The organism is Corallococcus carmarthensis (genome assembly GCF_003611695.1).
Lineage (GTDB): Bacteria > Myxococcota > Myxococcia > Myxococcales > Myxococcaceae > Corallococcus > Corallococcus carmarthensis.
Genome location: NZ_RAWE01000032.1, coordinates 1 through 17,182, shown reverse-complemented (window position 1 = coordinate 17,182; position 17,182 = coordinate 1). Strand labels below are relative to the sequence as shown.

Annotated in this window: 15 protein-coding genes and 1 pseudogene; 9 read left to right on the top strand and 7 right to left on the bottom strand. The window is 69.6% G+C overall.

The genetic code is table 11. The annotated features are described in order from the left end of the window. The first annotated feature begins 17 nt into the window (after positions 1 to 17). Entirely contained in the window at positions 18 to 629 is a 612-nt protein-coding gene (locus tag D7X32_RS11925) for a jacalin family lectin (RefSeq protein WP_120602649.1), read from the top strand. On the opposite strand, the gene D7X32_RS11920 is transcribed toward D7X32_RS11925, so the two are convergent. Together D7X32_RS11920 and D7X32_RS11915 are read right to left on the bottom strand one after the other, a co-directional pair. Further along, positions 619 to 1,041 (bottom strand): hypothetical protein, encoded by a 423-nt coding sequence (locus D7X32_RS11920; protein ID WP_147450117.1) that lies wholly within the window; start codon positions 1,039 to 1,041, stop codon positions 619 to 621. The two genes, D7X32_RS11925 and D7X32_RS11920, sit on opposite strands and share 11 nt — an antisense overlap. Before the next feature lie 62 nt (positions 1,042 to 1,103). Continuing rightward, positions 1,104 to 1,523, bottom strand: a complete 420-nt coding sequence (locus D7X32_RS11915; RefSeq protein ID WP_147450116.1) for a MarR family winged helix-turn-helix transcriptional regulator — start codon at positions 1,521 to 1,523, stop codon at positions 1,104 to 1,106. Between the two features lie 178 nt (positions 1,524 to 1,701). Between D7X32_RS11915 and D7X32_RS11910 the strand changes: the two genes are divergently transcribed. Further along, positions 1,702 to 3,696, top strand: coding sequence for a S8 family serine peptidase (locus D7X32_RS11910; RefSeq protein ID WP_120602646.1), 1,995 nt, complete (start codon positions 1,702 to 1,704; stop codon positions 3,694 to 3,696). 152 nt (positions 3,697 to 3,848) lie between these two features. Then, entirely contained in the window at positions 3,849 to 5,834 is a 1,986-nt protein-coding gene (locus D7X32_RS11905; protein ID WP_120602645.1) for a S9 family peptidase, read from the top strand. A gap of 12 nt (positions 5,835 to 5,846) precedes the next feature. Here D7X32_RS11905 and D7X32_RS11900 read toward each other — a convergent pair whose 3' ends face one another. Then, positions 5,847 to 6,584, bottom strand: a complete 738-nt coding sequence (locus D7X32_RS11900; RefSeq protein ID WP_244238972.1) for an AraC family transcriptional regulator — start codon at positions 6,582 to 6,584, stop codon at positions 5,847 to 5,849. 118 nt (positions 6,585 to 6,702) lie between these two features. On the opposite strand from D7X32_RS11900, the gene D7X32_RS11895 reads away from it, so the two are divergent. From D7X32_RS11895 to D7X32_RS11885, 3 genes are all read left to right on the top strand, one after another. After that, a complete protein-coding gene (locus D7X32_RS11895; protein WP_120602643.1) occupies positions 6,703 to 7,638 on the top strand; it encodes a DMT family transporter in 936 nt (311 codons plus the stop codon). Positions 7,639 to 7,687: 49 nt separating this feature from the next. Further along, complete coding sequence (locus D7X32_RS11890; RefSeq protein WP_120602642.1) at positions 7,688 to 8,080, top strand: RidA family protein; 393 nt, start codon at positions 7,688 to 7,690, stop codon at positions 8,078 to 8,080. A 225-nt stretch (positions 8,081 to 8,305) separates the two neighbouring features. Beyond that, on the top strand, positions 8,306 to 8,722 hold the full coding sequence (locus D7X32_RS11885) for an EamA family transporter (RefSeq protein WP_120602641.1): 417 nt from the start codon (positions 8,306 to 8,308) through the stop codon (positions 8,720 to 8,722). A 10-nt stretch (positions 8,723 to 8,732) separates the two neighbouring features. Here the strand turns inward: D7X32_RS11885 and D7X32_RS46680 are convergent. Continuing rightward, positions 8,733 to 9,521: pseudogene (locus tag D7X32_RS46680) on the bottom strand (HTTM domain-containing protein); the annotation flags it as partial. Between the two features lie 174 nt (positions 9,522 to 9,695). Between D7X32_RS46680 and D7X32_RS11875 the strand changes: the two are divergent. Further along, a complete protein-coding gene (locus D7X32_RS11875) occupies positions 9,696 to 11,768 on the top strand; it encodes a TonB-dependent receptor family protein (RefSeq protein WP_244238971.1) in 2,073 nt (690 codons plus the stop codon). Here D7X32_RS11875 and D7X32_RS11870 read toward each other — a convergent pair. Continuing rightward, a complete protein-coding gene (locus D7X32_RS11870) occupies positions 11,708 to 12,013 on the bottom strand; it encodes a hypothetical protein (RefSeq protein ID WP_120602640.1) in 306 nt (101 codons plus the stop codon). The genes D7X32_RS11875 and D7X32_RS11870 overlap by 61 nt on opposite strands. Positions 12,014 to 12,353: 340 nt before the next feature. Between D7X32_RS11870 and D7X32_RS11860 the strand changes: the two genes are divergently transcribed. After that, complete coding sequence (locus tag D7X32_RS11860; RefSeq protein WP_120602638.1) at positions 12,354 to 13,028, top strand: response regulator; 675 nt, start codon at positions 12,354 to 12,356, stop codon at positions 13,026 to 13,028. Further along, positions 13,025 to 14,158, top strand: a complete 1,134-nt coding sequence (locus tag D7X32_RS11855) for a sensor histidine kinase (RefSeq protein WP_120602637.1) — start codon at positions 13,025 to 13,027, stop codon at positions 14,156 to 14,158. The genes D7X32_RS11860 and D7X32_RS11855 overlap by 4 nt, the downstream gene beginning before the upstream one ends. Here D7X32_RS11855 and D7X32_RS11850 read toward each other — a convergent pair. Next, positions 14,073 to 15,557 (bottom strand): glycosyltransferase family 39 protein, encoded by a 1,485-nt coding sequence (locus tag D7X32_RS11850; protein WP_158625662.1) that lies wholly within the window; start codon positions 15,555 to 15,557, stop codon positions 14,073 to 14,075. The genes D7X32_RS11855 and D7X32_RS11850 overlap by 86 nt on opposite strands. Positions 15,558 to 16,534: 977 nt before the next feature. Next, positions 16,535 to 16,975, bottom strand: coding sequence for an OsmC family protein (locus D7X32_RS11845; protein ID WP_120602635.1), 441 nt, complete (start codon positions 16,973 to 16,975; stop codon positions 16,535 to 16,537). Positions 16,976 to 17,182 lie beyond the last annotated feature (207 nt).

The window sequence follows — 17,182 nt, the reverse complement described above, 5'->3', positions numbered from 1 at the left end:
CTAGAGGGGGAAAGACCATGAAGAAGATGATGCGTTCGGCGTCGCTGGCTGGGGTGTGCCTCGCGGTCCTGTCCGGCTGTGGCGGGATGGAGACGGAGGTTCCGGAGGAGCTGGAGCTGGGACAGGTCGAGGCGGGCATTGCCGTCACGGGCTTCACCGCGCCCCTGGCGACGCACGGCGGTACCGGTGGCAACCCTGTCACCCTGGGATGCCAGCCAGGCTACGTGGCCGTGGGCATCTTCGGACGGGAGGCGGCGCTGCTCGATCAGATCGGGCTCCGCTGCGCCTATCTCAATTCGAATGGCAGCCTCGGCTCCGCCATCGTCACGGGGACGGCGGGTGGGACGGGCGGGTATGCCTTTTCGCTCAACTGCCCTTCGGGGCAGGTCGTGGTGGGCTTCCATGGCCGCAGCGCCGCCAGGGTGGACGGACTGGGCCTCTACTGCTCCACCCCGGCGAACTGGCTCACCACGAACGCGCCCCAGTCCTCGACCGTGGCCGTGGGAGGTTCGGGCGGGACGGCCTTCGCGGATACGCTCTACCAGTCCTATGTCGTGACGGCGATCGAGACCCGCGCCGGATCGACGGTGGATCAGATCCGCGGCATCGTGGCCCTCCTCAATCCGTGACGTTGCTTCCCACGCCAGGCGGAGCCTGGATGGGCAGGGGCCGCAGGTCCGGCTCAATGAAGCGGGCCCGCGCTTCAGCGCCGAAGAGGACCTCGCGGGAGTAGTAGTCCTCCAGGAGGTCCTTGCGCTGGAACCGTGGGTTGTCGTGGATGAACGCGGTGAAGTCGAGGCCCGGCTCAGTCGCCGCTCGTTGACTGACGAGCCGGGCCCACGCGACCGTCACGGTGTCGTGGTACTTCTCCGGGACCCCGAGCCGGTGGGTCAGCGCCCTCAGTCCAGCGCGGGTGAGTTCGACGGCGGCATCACCGCCGACGCGGCGGGTGTAGAGGTAGACCACCCGCACATGGTCCAGATGCGCGAACCCGTCCGGCTCGCCGCGTGAGAACTGTTCGAGGAAAACGTCGTCATCCATGGCCATCCCTCCCTTTCAATACTACGAAAACGTACTACACTTTCGTAGTATAAAAAGGAAGCTCAGGAGAGGCCGGTGAGCCGCTTCATCAGCGCGTTGTGACCCCGGACGGCGTCGCGGCCTGCCTCCGCGAGCTTCGCGTCGACACTCGCGAAGGCAGCCTCGGCCGCCTTGCACAGGGCATCCCCGGACGCGGTGTTCGCGACGAGCAGGGAGCGGCCGTCCTCGGGGTTGCGGGAACGCCGCACGTGTCCCTGCTTCTCCAGCCGCGACACCAGGCTGGTCGCCGTGGACGCACCGATGTGCAGCGTCGCCATGACGCCGGTCATCGTCATGGCGCCCGACGCGAGCACGGACAGGAGCACGGCTTCGCCGGCACTCAGCCCCGTCGCTTCGAGCTCGGCCTCCAACAGCCGTGCCGCCTTGTGTCCACCGACGAGCAGCCCCGCGGTCAACCCCACCATCGACTTGGATGCAGCCACCGTTCGTCCACCTCCATGGGACCGTCAACCCACACTGTGGCAGCTGCCACCTGTCGTGCGCTGGCAAAGAAGACAGCCCGGCGGCCCTCACCGGATTGACCGTTTTTACAAGAAAAGCTAATTCCACGGACTGTGCGAGGGCATCCGTCCCGGTGCCCGCACGTTCCCGTGAGGCCGAATGAAACTGAAACTGACCCAGGCGGTGAGTGCCCTCTCGTTGCTGGCCGCGGCATGCGGCCCGATGCCCGAAGGCCAGGAGCCCGACAGCGAGCAGATCGGTCACACGGCGCAGCTGCTCCGCCGTGAGCGCGCCATCCCCAACGAGTACATCGTCGTCCTGCGCGACTCCACGCAGGAGGTCCGGCAGCAGGGTGCGGTGAACATCGCCCAGGAGATGGCATCCCTCACCGGGGCCAAGGTGCTGCGGACCTATGAGCACACCATCCACGGCTTCCTGGCGAACATGAGCGAGGCCGAGGCCCGCCGCCTCCTGAGCGACCCGCGCGTGGCGTACGTGCAGGAGAACGGCCTCATCCACGTGTCGGCGACGCAGACCGGCGCGACCTGGGGCATCGACCGCATCGACCAGCGCGACCTGCCGCGCGACAGCTCCTACACCTACAACGTCGACGGCACCGGCGTGCACGCCTACGTCATCGACACCGGCATCCGGCTGACCCACACCGAGTTCACCGGCCGCCTCGGCAACGGCTACGACTTCATCGACAACGACAGCGACCCCACGGACTGCCATGGCCACGGCACGCACGTGTCGGGCACGGTGGGCGGCACGACCTGGGGCGTGGCGAAGAAGGTCACCCTGCATGGCGTTCGCGTGCTCGACTGCACGGGCTACGGCAACGACGCGCAGGTGATTGGCGGTATCGACTGGGTGGCGGCCAACCACGTCAAGCCCGCGGTCGCCAACATGAGCCTGGGCGACGTCGGCATCCAGGCCATCGATGATGCGACGGAGCGGCTGATTGCCGCGGGCGTCACGACGGTGGTCGCCGCCGGCAACGACAGCGCCAACGCCTGCAACTATTCGCCGGCCCGGACGCCCAACGCCATCACCGTGGGCTCCACCACCAGCACCGATGCCCGCTCGTCGTTCTCCAACTACGGGACGTGCGTGGACATCTTCGCGCCGGGCTCGAGCATCACCTCGGCCTCGAACTCCGGCAACTCGTCGAGCACCTCGATGAGCGGCACGTCCATGGCCTCGCCGCACGTGGCCGGCGCCGCGGCGCTGTACCTGAGCGCCAACCCCACCGCGACGCCCGCGCAGGTGCGCGACGCGCTGGTGAACAACTCCACGCCGAACAAGGTCACCAGCCCGGGGACGGGTTCGCCCAACAAGCTGCTGTACACGCTCTTCATCACCGGCGGCGGCGGCAGCGACACCACCCCGCCCACGACGTCCATCACCTCGCCCGCGGGCGGCGCCACGCTGAGCGGCACCGCGACCCTGAGCGCCAGCGCCACCGACAACGTGGGCGTGGCGCGCGTGGAGTTCTACGCGGGCACCGCGCTGCTGGGCACGGCGACGGCCGCGCCGTACAGCTTCGCGTGGAACACGACGGCGGTGGCCAATGGCACCTACGCGCTGACCACGAAGGCGTTTGACGCGGCGAACAACGTCGGCACGTCCGCCACGGTGTCGGTGACGGTGAACAACGGCACGGGCAGCTGCTCCATCTCCGAGCAGCTCCTGCTCAACGCGGGCTTCGAGAGCGGCAGCACGGGCTGGACCACGTCGTCCGGCGTCATCGACGGCACCACGTCCGGCAGCGCGCCGCGCACGGGCACGTACAAGGCCTACCTGAACGGCTACGGCGCCACGCGCACCGAGTTCGCCTACCAGGACGTCACCATCCCCTCCACGGCGTGCAGCGCCTCGTTCAGCTTCTGGGCGCGCATCACCACGGCGGAGACGACGACCTCGACGGCCTACGACAAGCTGGCCGTCCAGGTCCGCAACAGCGCGGGCACGGTGCTGGCCACGCTGGCCACGTACAGCAACCTGGACAAGGGCACGGCCTACGTGCAGCGCACGTTCGACCTGGCCGCGTACAAGGGCCAGACCGTCCGCATCTACTTCAACGGCACGGAGGACTCGTCGCTGCAGACGAGCTTCTTCATCGATGACACCGCGCTGAACATCGTCCGGTAGTCCTCCGGACGGACCGGAAGCCAGGCTTCAGAGGCCCAGCAACCCCAACGGGTTGCTGGGCCTGTTGTTTCTTGCACGAAGCAGGTCTGCCAGCGGAAGAAGCAGACGCGCAGGGTGTTGGAGCGGCGCGAACGACGGCACCGGGAGACGCGATGCGGCTGCTCATGGGGGTGGGAGTGTTGATGCTGTGGGCCATGCCCGCGCTGGCGGACGTGCCGCCCGTGATTCCCCGGGAGCTGCTCTTCGGCAACCCCGTCCGGGATGATCCGACGCTGTCGCCGGACGGCGAGAAGCTGGCCTGGGTCGCGCCTGATGCGAAGGGCGTCATGCAGGTCTGGGTGCGGACGCTGCAAGGCAAGGACGACACCCGCGCCGTCACGAAGGAGCCCGAGCGGGGCGTTCGGTACTACGAGTGGGCGCAGGACTCGCGCACCCTCCTCTACCCGCAGGACTCCGACGGCGACGAGAACACCCACGTCTACTCCGCCGACCTGTCGACCGGCGTGGTGCGCGACCTGACGCCCTTCCAGGGCATCCGCGCCCGGCTGCTGGAGTCCTCCCCCACCGCGCCGCGGGAGGTCCTGGTGACGATGAACCTCCGGGAGCGCACGGGCTCGGACATCTACCGCGTGTCGCTCGACACCGGCGCCATCACACTCGACACCCAGGACCCGGGCGACGTGATGACCTGGACGGCGGACGCGAAGCTGAACGTGCGCGGCGCACTGGCGCAGAAGCCGGACGGCACCACGGTGCTGCGCGTCCGGGACGCCGTGCGCGCCCCGTGGCGGACGCTGCTGGAGGTGCCCCTGCGCGAGAACGTCTTCCCACAGTACATGGGGTTCATCGGCTTCTCACGCGACGGCGCCAGGGTGTACCTGAAGAGTCCGCACGGCTCCAACACCTCGCGGGTGGTGGAGAAGGTGCTGCGCACGGGCGCGGAGAAGGTGCTCGCGGAGGACGCGGGCTCGGACGTGATGGACGTCCTCTTCCATCCCGAGCGAAAGGTGGTCCAGGCGGTGGCCTTCACCACGGACGGCCACCTGCGGTGGACGGTGCTGGACCCGGGCGTGCGCGAGGACTTCGAGGCGCTGGGCCGCGTGGCGCGCGGCGACTTCTCCCTGGTCAGCCGCGACCGCGCGGACCGCCGGTGGGTGGTGGCCTTCGAGCAGGACACCGCCCCCTTGCGCTACTACACCTACGACCGGTCCACCCGCCGCGCGGAGCTGCTCTTCTCCAACCAGCCGTCGCTGGACGGGGTGCCGCTGGCGGAGATGAAGCCCTTCCAGCTGAAGTCCCGCGACGGCCTGACGCTGACGGGCTACCTGACGCGGCCGGTGGGAGCGCCGCAGGGCCCGCTGCCCACGGTCCTGCTGGTGCACGGAGGCCCGTGGACGCGGGACACGTGGCGCTTCAACCCGGAGGCGCAGTGGCTGGCGAACCGGGGCTATGCGGTGCTCCAGGTCAACTTCCGCGCGTCCGCGGGGCTAGGCAAGGCCTTCCTCAACGCGGGCAACCGGCAGTGGGGCCGCGCGATGAACGACGACCTGGAGGACGCGGTGGCGTGGGCGGTGAAGGAGGGCCAGGTGGATCCCGCGCGGGTCGCCATCATGGGCAGCTCCTACGGCGGCTACGCGGCGCTGGCGGGCGCGGCGTTCAGCCCCGCGGTGTACCGCTGCGCGGTGGATGCCTTTGGCATCTCCAACCTCTTCACGTTCCTGAAGTCCTTCCCACCGCAGTGGCAGGTCATCCGGGGCTCGTATGCCCAGCGGGTGGGCGACGTGGACGACCCGTCCGAGCAGGAGCGGCTGCGCGCCACCTCGCCTGTCTTCGCCGTGGACCGCATCCGCGTCCCCATGTTCGTGGCGCAGGGAGCGAACGACCCGAGGGTGAAGCAGGCCGAGTCCGAGCAGATGGTGTCCGCGCTGGAGAAGGCCGGGCGCGACGTGACGTACGTGCTCTATCCCGACGAAGGCCACGGCTTCTACCAGCCCGAGAACAACCTGGACTACCACGCGCGGGTGGAGGCGTTCCTGGCGCAGAACCTCGGCGGCCGGCTCGAGCCGCTTCCAAAGGAAGGCCGCGTGCCGGGCTCCAGCGCCGTCGTCCGTCAATCCAGCGGAGCGGCGAAGCCATAGGGGGATGGCCCGCTACGCCGCCATGAAGCCATGGCCGCGGACCTTGTCCGGCGTGGTGCCCGTCATCCGCCGGAACATCGCGATGAAGGCGGAGGCGCTGCTGTAGCCCAGGTCGAGCGCGATGGCCTCCACCGCGTGTCCCTGCTCCAGCATCGCGAGCGCCTTGACCACGCGCAGCCGCTGGCGCCATTCGCTGAACGACAGACCCAGGTGCTGCTGGCAGCGCCGCTCCAGCGTGCGCTCGGTGGTGTGCAGCTCCCGGGCCCACTCGGACAGGGAGCGCTCATCCTCCGGGTGCTGCTCCAATGCCGTGAGGACCGGCACCAGGAGCGGGTCCTCGGACATGGGCAGGTAGCTCCCATGGGCGGGGGCCACCGTCAGCTGGTCGATGAGCACCCGGAACAACCTGCGCTCGGCGCTGGTGCGTGGCTGCGCCAGGTCCTGCGCGCGCAGATGCTCCAACAAGGACTTCATCAGCGGGCCGACCGCCATCGCGCACGCCGTCCGGGGCAGACCCCGGCACCACGCGGGCGCGAGGTAGAGCGAGCAGTGGGTCGCCTCGAAGCGGTTCATGCCCCGGTGCTCGACGTCGGGCGGAAGCCAAATGCCGTACTGCGGTGGCGCCAGGTAGTGGCTGCCTGCCAGCTTGAGCTCCATCACCCCACTGAAGGCGTAGACGAACTCACCCCACGGGTGGCGGTGCCGCGGATACGTGGCCGCCGCGGGCAGGTTCGCCGAGCGGAAATACACGGGGTGTGGAAGCTTTGAGGTGAAGGGAACTTGCAGCTGCTTTGCCATGGCGGCTTCTCGGCATGGGTTGTCGGAATCTCGCTATATCCATCCGCCCCGTCAGCCGCAGTATGAAGTCATGAGTTCTCACCGGAAACCCGCGGACGGCTTCGCGCTCGCGACCATGCTCCTGCTGTGCGCCATCTGGGGCATGCAGCAGGTGGCCGTCAAACTGGCCGCTCCCCACATCCCTCCCCTGATGCAGATGGCGATGCGCTCGGGCGTGGCCGCGCTGCTCGTCGGGCTGCTGTGCTGGCTGCGTGGCGAGCGGGGGCTGCTGCGCCGGGGTCCCTGGCGCTCCGGCCTGCTCGTGGGCGTGCTCTTCGCCTCGGAGTTCCTCTTCGTGGGAGAGGGGCTGCGCCACACACACGCCTCGCACATGGGCGTCTTCCTCTACACCGCCCCCGTCTTCGCGGCGCTGGGCCTGCACTGGCTCGTGCCCTCCGAGCGGCTGAAGCGGACGCAGTGGCTGGGGATTGGCGTGGCCTTCGCGGGCATCGCGCTGGCCTTTGGCGGCGGCTGGCTCCAGGGTGGCATCAGCCCGGGCGTGCTCCTGGGCGACGCGATGGGCCTGCTCGCGGGCCTGTCCTGGGGTGCCACCACCGTGGCGATTCGCGTCTCGCCGCTGTCCGAAGCACCGCCCACGCAGACCCTGCTGTACCAGCTCGTGGGCGGCGTCGCGCTGCTGCTCCCCGTGGCCCTGCTCACGGGCCAGGCGGGCCCCATCACGATGGCCCCCGTGGCCTGGGCGAGCCTGCTCTTCCAGGGCGTCATCGTCTGCTTCGCCAGCTACCTCACCTGGTTCTGGCTCCTGCGCCGCTATCTCGCGTCCAACCTGTCGGTCTTCTCGTTCATGACGCCGCTGTTCGGCGTCAGCGCGGGCATCTTCGTGCTGAACGAGCACGCGGACCTCTCCTTCGCCGTGGGCGCGGTGCTGGTCCTCACCGGCATTCTCATCGTGAGCGGCGCCGGCCTGTTGCGCTCCGCGTCCGCGTTGAAGCCGGGCGCGACTTGATATCGGGTCACGTGCGCCGTGTAGCCTCACCCCCTCCAAGGAGAAGCCCATGACGTCAGCGAAGCATCAGCCCATCCTCGCGCCTGGTCTGCCCAAGCCCGCGGGCCCGTACTCACCCGGCATGCAGCTGGGCCAACTGCTCTTCATCTCCGGACAGGCGGCCAGGGACCCCGCCACCGGGGTGCAGGCCGAGGGAATCGAAGCGCAGACGGAGCAGGTGCTGCGCAACCTGGAGCGCATCCTCGTGGCCGGCGGCTCCAGCCTCCAGCACGTCCTGCGCTGCGGCGTCTTCCTGGTGGACATGCAGGAGTTCGCCCGGATGAACGCCGTCTACGAGCGCGTCTTCGCCGGACACCGGCCCGCGCGCACCACCGTGCAGGTGTCCGCGCTTCCAGACGCCGGCCTGCGCGTGGAGATTGATTGCATCGCCTACGTGCCTTGATTCGCCGGCCACGGAGTGCACGGGCGCGATGAGGTGGGAGCCGAACGTGTACGTGGATACGTCCGCGATGGCGCTGCGCTATCCGCCCGAGGCGCTGGCCGCGATCCTGCGAGACGGGTTGCGCCAGTGCCCCGGCTCGGAATGACCACGATGCAGTACCTGGTGCACTGGCGCATGTGACGGCGCTATCCAACGGCCTCGAGCCCCATCCCAGGAGTCACGCACATGACGTGGTGGATCTACGCACTGGCTTCCGCGGGCTTCGCCGCGCTGACCGCCATTCTCGGCAAGGTGGGCGTGGAGGGCGTGCCGTCCACACTCGCCACCGCATTGCGCACCGTGGTGGTGCTCGTCTTCGCCTGGACCATCGCGCTGGCCCGGGGAGAAGGGACCGCCCTTCCCACCCTCAGCCGTCGCACGCTCCTCTTCCTCGCACTCTCCGGCGTGGCCACGGGCCTGTCCTGGCTGGCCTACTTCCGGGCGCTCCAGCTCGCTCCCGCCTCGCGGGTGGCGCCCATCGACAAGCTCAGCCTGGCACTCACGCTCGTCCTGGCGTGGGGGCTGCTGGGAGAACCCATGTCGTGGAAGCTCGTCGTGGGCGTGGGGATGATGGTCGCCGGCGCGCTGCTGACGCTGGGCTGACGGCCGGAAGTCAGGCTCCGGGGCCACCAGCCCGCGCGGACCGCGTGGGGCGCAGATGCACCGGAGGGCCCTCGGGCGCGGGGAGGATCCATGCCTTGGGGCCAAGCCCGTCCTCCTCCCTGGCCAGGTCCACCGTGGGATCCACCAACGGCTCCGACATCCGGCCGTTCAGGGACACCCGCACGTCCGCCCGCACCTCCACGGGGTGGTGCGTGGTCGCTTCGTAGTCCCGTGCAATCTGGTGGGCCAGTTGCAGGATGAGGTCCGGCTGCACCGCCATCTCCCGCTCCTGCAACCGCGTGAGGTACTGGCTGGGCGGCACGTGCCACTGGCGGCCGGTGACGCTGTCGCGCACCATGAACGTCGCGCTCCCGTTCTTCTCCCGCGTCATCACCCGCCAGGAGAAGCGCATCCCCTGCTCGTGCCAGAGCACGTTGCCTCCGTACGCGTGCGTGCGCAGCGGCAGCACCACCTGGAGGAACGCGTAGACCAGCGCCGCGCCCAACGCCACGCGGCCCTTCCAACCCGGCGCCGCCGGAGGCGCCCCCTGGTCCGCCACGGAGGGACGCACGGTGGCGGGAAGCCGCCGCACCCGGGCGATGAGCGCGCGCGGCCACGACGGATCGAAGAACACCAGCGCCGCCGTCACCATGATGAAGGGGAACATCCCGATGGGGAACAGCACGAACGTCACCACGTGGAAGCCCACCACCACGACGTACGCGAACGGCCGCGTGCGGCGCCACAGCAGGAACAGCACGATGGTGCTGTCGAACAGCATCCCGCCCCCGGCCGCCGCCGAGCCCGCTGTCGCGCCGCCCGCCACCGAACCCGTGCCCGAGCCGGCTCCCGCCGCCGCGGACGCGCCGCTCCAGGCCCAGACACCTTCCGAGCCCTTCTTCCCGGGCCCGCCCCGGCCGACGCGCCCCTCGACGGGACGCCGCCCGCCGACAGCCGCCGCTTCGAGAGCGTCGTGGTGGGCACGTCCGAGGCGAAGACGAGCGGCTCCATCCACATCCTCAAGCCGGAGAAGCTCCAGCGCTACGAGCTGGACGACCCCCAGGCCATCCTCCAGTCCGTGCCGGGCGTGTACGGCCGTGGCGAGGACGGCTTCGGCCTGCGGCCCAACCTGGGCCTGCGCGGCGTCAACCCGGACCGCAGCAAGAAGGTCACCCTGCTGGAGGACGGCATCCTCTTCGGGCCGGCGCCGTACTCCGCGCCCGCCGCGTACTACTTCCCGCTGATGACGCGCATGCAGTCGGTGCGCGTGCTCAAGGGCCCCTCCTCCGTGCAGCAGGGCCCGCAGACGGTGGGCGGGTCGGTGGACCTCATCACCCGGGACATCCCCACGCAGGAGTCGTTCGGCCTGGACGTCGCGGGCGGCCAGTACCTCTACGGAAAGGCGCACGGCTACTTCGGCGCCAGCACCGAGCGCGCGGGCTTCCTCATCGAAGGCATCCACCTGCGCAGCAGCGGGTTCAAGGACCTCGACAACAGCGACGCCACCACCGGCTTCCACCGCAACGAGTGGATGGCCAAGGCGCGCTACCGGCTGGTGCCGGATGGCGAGCTGCGCCAGACGCTCCAGCTCAAGCTGGGCTACTCCGACGAGGGCTCCAACGAGACGTACCTGGGCCTGTCGGACGCGGACTTCGCGGCGAACCCGCTGCGCCGCTACAAGGCCAGCCAGTTCGACCACATGCAGTGGCACCGCACCCAGGCGGTGCTCAGCCATGTGCTGGAAGGCCGCGACATCGCGGTGACGACGTCGCTGTACCGCCAGGACCTGGACCGCACCTGGCGCAAGGTGAACGGCTTCCGGGGCATCAGCATCTCCGACGTGCTCGCGGACCCCACCAGCGCGCGCAACGCCATCTACTACGGCGTGCTCACCGGGGAGCTGGACTCGTCCACGCCGGGAGAGACCATCCTCATCGGGCCCAACCACCGCGTCTTCGTCAACCAGGGCCTCCAGAGCGTCGCCCGCTGGACGGCGAAGACGGGCCCGCTGTCGCACAACGCCGAGTTCGGCGTGCGCTACCACTTCGACAGCATCGACCGGCGCCACACGCAGGACGGCTTCCGCATGGTGTCCGGCGAGCTGGTCGCCGAGGGTGGCACCACGGAGGTCACCGCCGACAACAAGGACTCCACGCACGCGCTCGCGCTGCACGCGACGGACGCCATCGCCTGGGGCCCGCTGGTGGTGACGCCGGGCGTGCGGCTGGAGATCATCCGCTCCAAATCCGTGGACAAGCTGGAGGGCACCACCCAGAACGGGTCGCTGGAGGCGCTGATGCCGGGCGTGGGCGTCTACGGCGCGCTCAACCCCGCGCTGGGCCTGTTCGCCGGTGCCTACCGGGGCTTCTCCCCGCCCGCGCCGGGACAGCCGCAGGCCGTGGGCCCGGAGAAGAGCATCAACTACGAGGCCGGCGCACGCTGGTCGCGGCGCGGTGAGCGCTTCGAGGTGGTGGGCTTCTTCAACGACTACTCCAACCTCACCGACGTCTGCACCTTCTCCAACGGGTGTCTCAACGACAACCTGGACCGGCAGGTGGACGCGGGCGCGGCGAACATCTACGGCCTGGAGGCCTTCGCGGAGAAGACCTTCCGTCCGGGCGGCGGCCTCACCTTCCCGCTGACGGTGGCGTACACGTTCACGCGCACGAAGCTGCTCAACGACTTCCGTTCGTCGGATCCGCAGTTCGGCAACGTGGTGGCGGGAGACGAGCTGCCGTACGTGCCCCACCACCAGCTCTTCGCGTCCATTGGCGTGGAGGGCGCGCGCTGGGGCGCCTTCATCAGCTCCACCTACCTGGGCAGCATGCGCGAGGAGGCGGGCCAGGGTGAGATTCCCGAGGGCGTGAAGACGGGGGCCCTGCTGACGTTCGACGTGAACGCCAACTGGAACATCACCCGCTGGGGGCAGCTCTACGTGAGCGGCCGCAACCTCCTGGACGAGGCCGTCATCGTCGGCCGCCGTCCCTACGGCGCGCGCCCCAACGCGCCCCGCACGCTCATTGGCGGCTTCAAGATCCAGCTGTAGGCGCCGCTGGCGGCTGTCTCCTCCCGAAGCGCAGGTACAGGGAGGGGACGAGCAGCCGAGCCCAGGGAGACGACCCCGCCGGTGAGCAGCACGCCCGCCACCCCGCCCACCCGCGCGAAGGGCAACGTCCCCAGGGTGAAGGCGACGAGCCAGCCCGACTGGAAGTCCAGGTAGAGCACCAGGGCGATGCCCAGCACCGCGAGCGGACGGAAGAAGGCGCCGCTCACGCCCTCCAGCAGGAACACCGTCAGTCACGTGAGCAGCATCAGGCGGGCATCGGGTCTTCGGAGCCTGCACCGGGAAGCCATGCGGCGACCCTGCCAGCGGGGGGTTGAACGGCGGCTGAACGGCGCCGGGAGCCCTCCGGCCCGAGCCTTCCCGCCAGTGGTATAGCTCCGGGCGGGAAACCCGCCATGCGAGTCCTCGTCGTCGATGATCACCAGGAGCTGCGCGCCCTCGTCGCCCGGGCCCACCGCGCCCATGCGGAGTTTCTCCCCTCGCCGCGGGGAGCCCACCTGCGGTTGTCCTTCCCCCGCGACGGCCACTCCCGTGCCACCGCCGGGCCTCGTTGCCAGGAACCTCATCGTGTCCATCCTCATCGTTGAAGACGAACTGCGGGTCCGCGCCTTCATCTCCCGGGGCCTCACCGAAGAGGGCTTCCGCGTGCGCGAGAGCGTGGACGGCGCGCAGGCCCAGGAGATGATGCGCCACGAGCGCTTCGCGCTCATCATCCTGGACTGGATGCTGCCGGGGCTGTCCGGGCTGGACCTGCTCCGGGCGCTGCGCGCGAAGCAGGACACCACGCCCATCCTCATGCTCACCGCGAAGGACGCGGTCGCGGACCGCATCAGCGCGCTCAATGCAGGCGCGGACGACTACCTCATCAAGCCCTTCGCCTTCGAGGAGCTGCTGGCGCGCATCCGCGCCATCCTCCGCCGCGTCGACAACCGCGCCACGCCCCTGCTGAGCCACGCGGACCTGACCATGGACCCCACCACCCGGAAGGTGGTCCGGGCCGGCGTGGAGATTCCGCTGACCGCGCGGGAGTACGCCCTGCTGCAATTCATGCTCGAGCACGCGGGCGAGGTCCTGTCCCGGACCCGCATCGTGCAGGCCGTGTGGGAGCATGACTTCGAGACCTTCTCCAACGTCGTGGAGGTCTACATCCGCTACCTGCGGACCAAGGTGGATACCCCCTTCGCCACCAAGCTCATCCACACCGTGCGCGGCGTGGGCTACGTGCTCCGGAGCCGCCCATGAGGCGCCCGCGCACGCTCCGCCAGCAGCTGACCCTCTTCTTCGCCAGCTCCGTCCTGGGAACCACGCTCCTCTACGGCGTGCTGGTGACGGCGGTGCTGGCCATCTCCGAGACGTTCCAGCACGCGGAGAACCCCAGCCTGTGGCTGCACGAGGGAATCTTCGACGAGGCCCTGCAGGCCCTGGGCGCCATCGTCTTCAGCATGCCGTTCGCGGTGCTGGGGGCCACGGTGATAGGCAGCACGCTGGCGCGCAAGGCATTGGAGCCGCTGCGCGAAGCCAGTGACCGGGTCCGCGCCGCGCGGGCCTCGGAGCTGGACCTGAGCCTTCCCGACCGGGGAACCGGGGACGAGTGGGACACGCTGGCGTCCACCCTGAATGAGCTCCTCGCGGATGCCCGCGCGTCGCTCCTGCGCATCCGTTCGTTCACCTCCGACGCGGCGCACGAGCTGCGCACGCCGCTCACCATCATCCTGGGTGAGACGGAGGTCAGCCTGCGCCGGGAGCGGACGCCGGAGGAGTACCGCCGCACGCTGGCCATCGTGCTCGATGAGACCCGCCAGCTCACCCACCTGGTGGACGCGCTGCTCCAGCTGGCGCGCGCGGATGCCGGCACCCAGGTAATCAACCTGGAGCCCGTGGACCTGCACTCGCTGGCGCGGCAGTCCCTCCAACGCACGGAGCAGCACCCGGCGGCGCAGTCCCGGAGCCTGAAGCTGGAGCTGAACGGTGCCCCCACGCGGGTCCGGGGCAATCCGGTCCTGTTGGCCCATGTGCTGGACAACCTGCTCTCCAATGCGTGCCGCTACGCGCGCGAGCGCGTCCGCGTGGAGCTGGACGCGACGGACACCGGCGTGCGCGTCACCGTGGGGGATGACGGCGAGGGGGTGGACACCGCCTTCCAGGCCCGGCTCTTCCAGCGCTTCGCCCGGGCGGATGCGTCCCGGCAGGGCGAGGGCACCGGCCTGGGGCTCGCGGTGTCGCGGACCATCGCCGAGGCGCATGGCGGCACGCTCGACTACGCGCGGGTCGACGGAGAGAGCCGCTTCATCTTGCGACTCCCGAAGCCGGAGGCGTCCGCCGCACCGCCACTTCCGGCCGGGAATGCCAGCGCTGACACGACCACAGCTTGAAGGTCGTCACCGGCCGGTCGCCGCGGTGCACCGTCACGGAGGGCAGCTCGCGCACCGCCGCGCAATGCTCCGCCAGCCGCGCCTCCGCGTCGCGCAGCGGCTGGCGCAGGTCCGCGACGATGAGGGCGTCCGCGCCGGGGCGCACCCGGTCCAGCCAGAAGCCATACGCCAGCCCGTCTCCGCCCAGCGCGGAGTCGGATTGCGTCTCCGGATGGTCTGGCAGGTACCAGGCCAGCTCGCTCGCCGTCTTGTAGCCCCACCCCACCACCATCGGCGCGGGCGTGCCGGACTCCTCGCGGTGCTGTTGCACGGCTTTGGCCAGCTCACGCCAGCCGCTCACCAGGTTGTCGCGCTCGCGAAAGGGAATCCACGGGCAGAGCGGCATCAGGTACATGCCTGTCATCAGCACCGCGCCCACGCCCACGCTCAGCGCCGCGTAGCCGCGCACGGCCCGGTGCTCGCGCAAGGCCCACGCGCCCGCGGCGGCGGCCACCATCAAGCCCAGATACGCGGGGGCCACCCAGTTCATCTTCACCCAGTGCAGGGGGCTCACCAGGGTGAACAGGGCGAGGCCCGGCACGCTCGCGAAGGCCAGCAGCCGCGCGCGGTCATCGCCCCGCCACGCCTGACGCACGAGGGCGCCCGCCGTCAGCAGCAGCGCCAGGTAGAGCAGCGGCCCCACCGCCACCGCCTGGAGGCCCAGGTAGCGGCCGACGAGGAAGCCGTGAAAGCCATCCACCGTCTTCGCACGGCCGGTGGTCTGGAACGCGAAGGACGCCCAGCCATGCGCCTGGTTCCAGAGGAGCACCGGTGAGAACACCGCGATCATGAGCAGACTGGCGGCGTAGGGATGCGGGGTGCGCAGGGCTTCACGCCCCCGCCGCGTCACCAGCGCCGTCCCCAGCACCTGGAGCGGCAACAGCGCGGCGGTGTACTTGGACAGCAGCGCGCACCCGCAGAGCAGGCCCAGCAGGTACCAGCGCCAGCCGAAGCGCCCGCCCCCCTGGCCATCGGGCAGCACCAGCTCGCAGAGCACGCGCAGCGCGGCGGCCCAGAACAGCACGAGCGGGACGTCCGGCGTCATCACCACCGCGCCCAGGCCAAAGAGGACCGTGGCGTTCGCGGCGACCGCCGTCAGCATCCCGACCGCGGGCGAATACAAGCGCCTGCCGAGTGAAAACAAGACGCCACCGAGCGCGGCGGAGGAAAGGATGGCGGGCAGGCGCAGGGCCACCTGTGAATCCCCCAGGAGCCGGACGGACAATGCCATCCACCAGGCGCACATCGGAGGATGGTCCAGGTAGGACAGGTCCAGGTGCCGCGCGTATTGCCAGTAATAGGCTTCCTGCGGAGCCAGCTCCACGTGCCCCGCGTAGAGCAGCCGTACGAGCACGAGCACCAGGGTCGCCCCCAGGCCCCATGGCCACCCACCGCGATGGGCGGCGCCTCCGGGCGTGCTCGGCATCTGACGTCCTTTCGCCCCCGAAGACACCTGGGCATCCGTGCTCCGCGGCGCGGGGGGCTTTCGAGTCATGCCTGATGCAGGAGGGCTGTGTCCGCGAACCGATGGCTCGCTGAGAGACTTTTCATCGCCTCTTCATCTTCGCGCGGGAAAAGACCGTGGAAGACATTCCGCTCAATCCGTGACACGCGCCATCCATTCCATGGCGCCCTGGAGTCGGCGAACCCGTCAGGCCGGCGTCTCATCCGCCCTGATACCGGCAGTGCGCATCTTGCGTTTCACGTGCCATCGTCAGCGAATGAGAATTCCCTCATCCCTTCCCCATGCGATTCTCATCGCTGCTCATCAAGATGCCGCCATGCATGAGGTGGAGCTCAAGAGCGTCGTGGACGACCTGCTGCTGCGCCGCAGGCACGTCGAGGAAGCAGGCGGAAGGCTGCGCTTCACTGGAACGATGGTGGACCGGTACTACACGCTCGAGTCAGGTCCAGACCGAGGTGCCGGGCGGCTGCGGGTCCGCGCCTACAAGGCGCCCGCAGGCGGCTGGACGGAGTTGACGTGGAAGGGCGGCGCCCGCCTGGAGCACGGATACAAGGTGCGAGAGGAATTGAACACCCGGGTGGAGGATGAAGCCACGCTGCGGAACATCCTTGAGCGCACGGGCTTCGAGGAGAGCGAGTGCATCACGAGGGAGATCGCCTGGTACGTGTTCGGCGATGCCACCCTTCGCTTCGAGCAGTTCCCATGCATGGACCTGCTCGTCGAAGTGGAGGGCGCCCCCGGGGCCATCGAGCACGCCATCCCCGCCACGGGGATTCCCCGTGAGCTCGCCCTACTCGATTCAGCTGCGAGGCGTCTCCAACTTGGACCCCGGAGCACTGGGCTGCGAGGGCTGGAAGCTCGTCTTGAGCCAGTCATTCTCCAGAGCCACCAGGGCGTTCGGTGGACGCGAAGCGCGTCTCGATGTGAAGGGCCCGTGACAACGTCAGCGTGACGGGCGTCTTCGCGGCGATCTCAAGCAGCCGGGCCCGCTGCTCCGCCGTCACCGTGTCAGCGCAGTCGAGGATCCGCTCGACGCGCTCACCCGCGGGCTCGCGCAGGAGCTTGAGGCGCACGACGAGACTGCCCAGGTCCCACTTCTTGCGCTCCGCGTACATCCTGAGCGTGATGGCCGTGCACGCACCCAGCGAGCCCATGAGGAGCTGGTACGGCGCGGGGCCCAGGTCCGCGCCGCCGCGCGAAGCCGGCTCATCGGCGAGGAACTGGTGGTGGCCGGTGCGGATGTGCTGGGCGAGTCCTTCACCGCCCTCCACCGTGGCGGCGGCGAGCAATACGCTGTCAGAGGCTGGGGTCATGGCTTCTTCGTAAGCGTTCACGGGGTCTGGCGACCGCGAGCGTGAATCAGGTCCCGGGCAGCAGCGATGGTGCGGGAGTGCCGTGGAGATGGGCTTCAAGGGACGCAGTGAGAGCGTCGAGCACGTTGCGCTCCTGCTTCCTGAGGCTCATCACGGCCGTGAGGATGCGCTCGACGAAGCGGCTGCCGTCCTCGCTCTGGGTGCCAA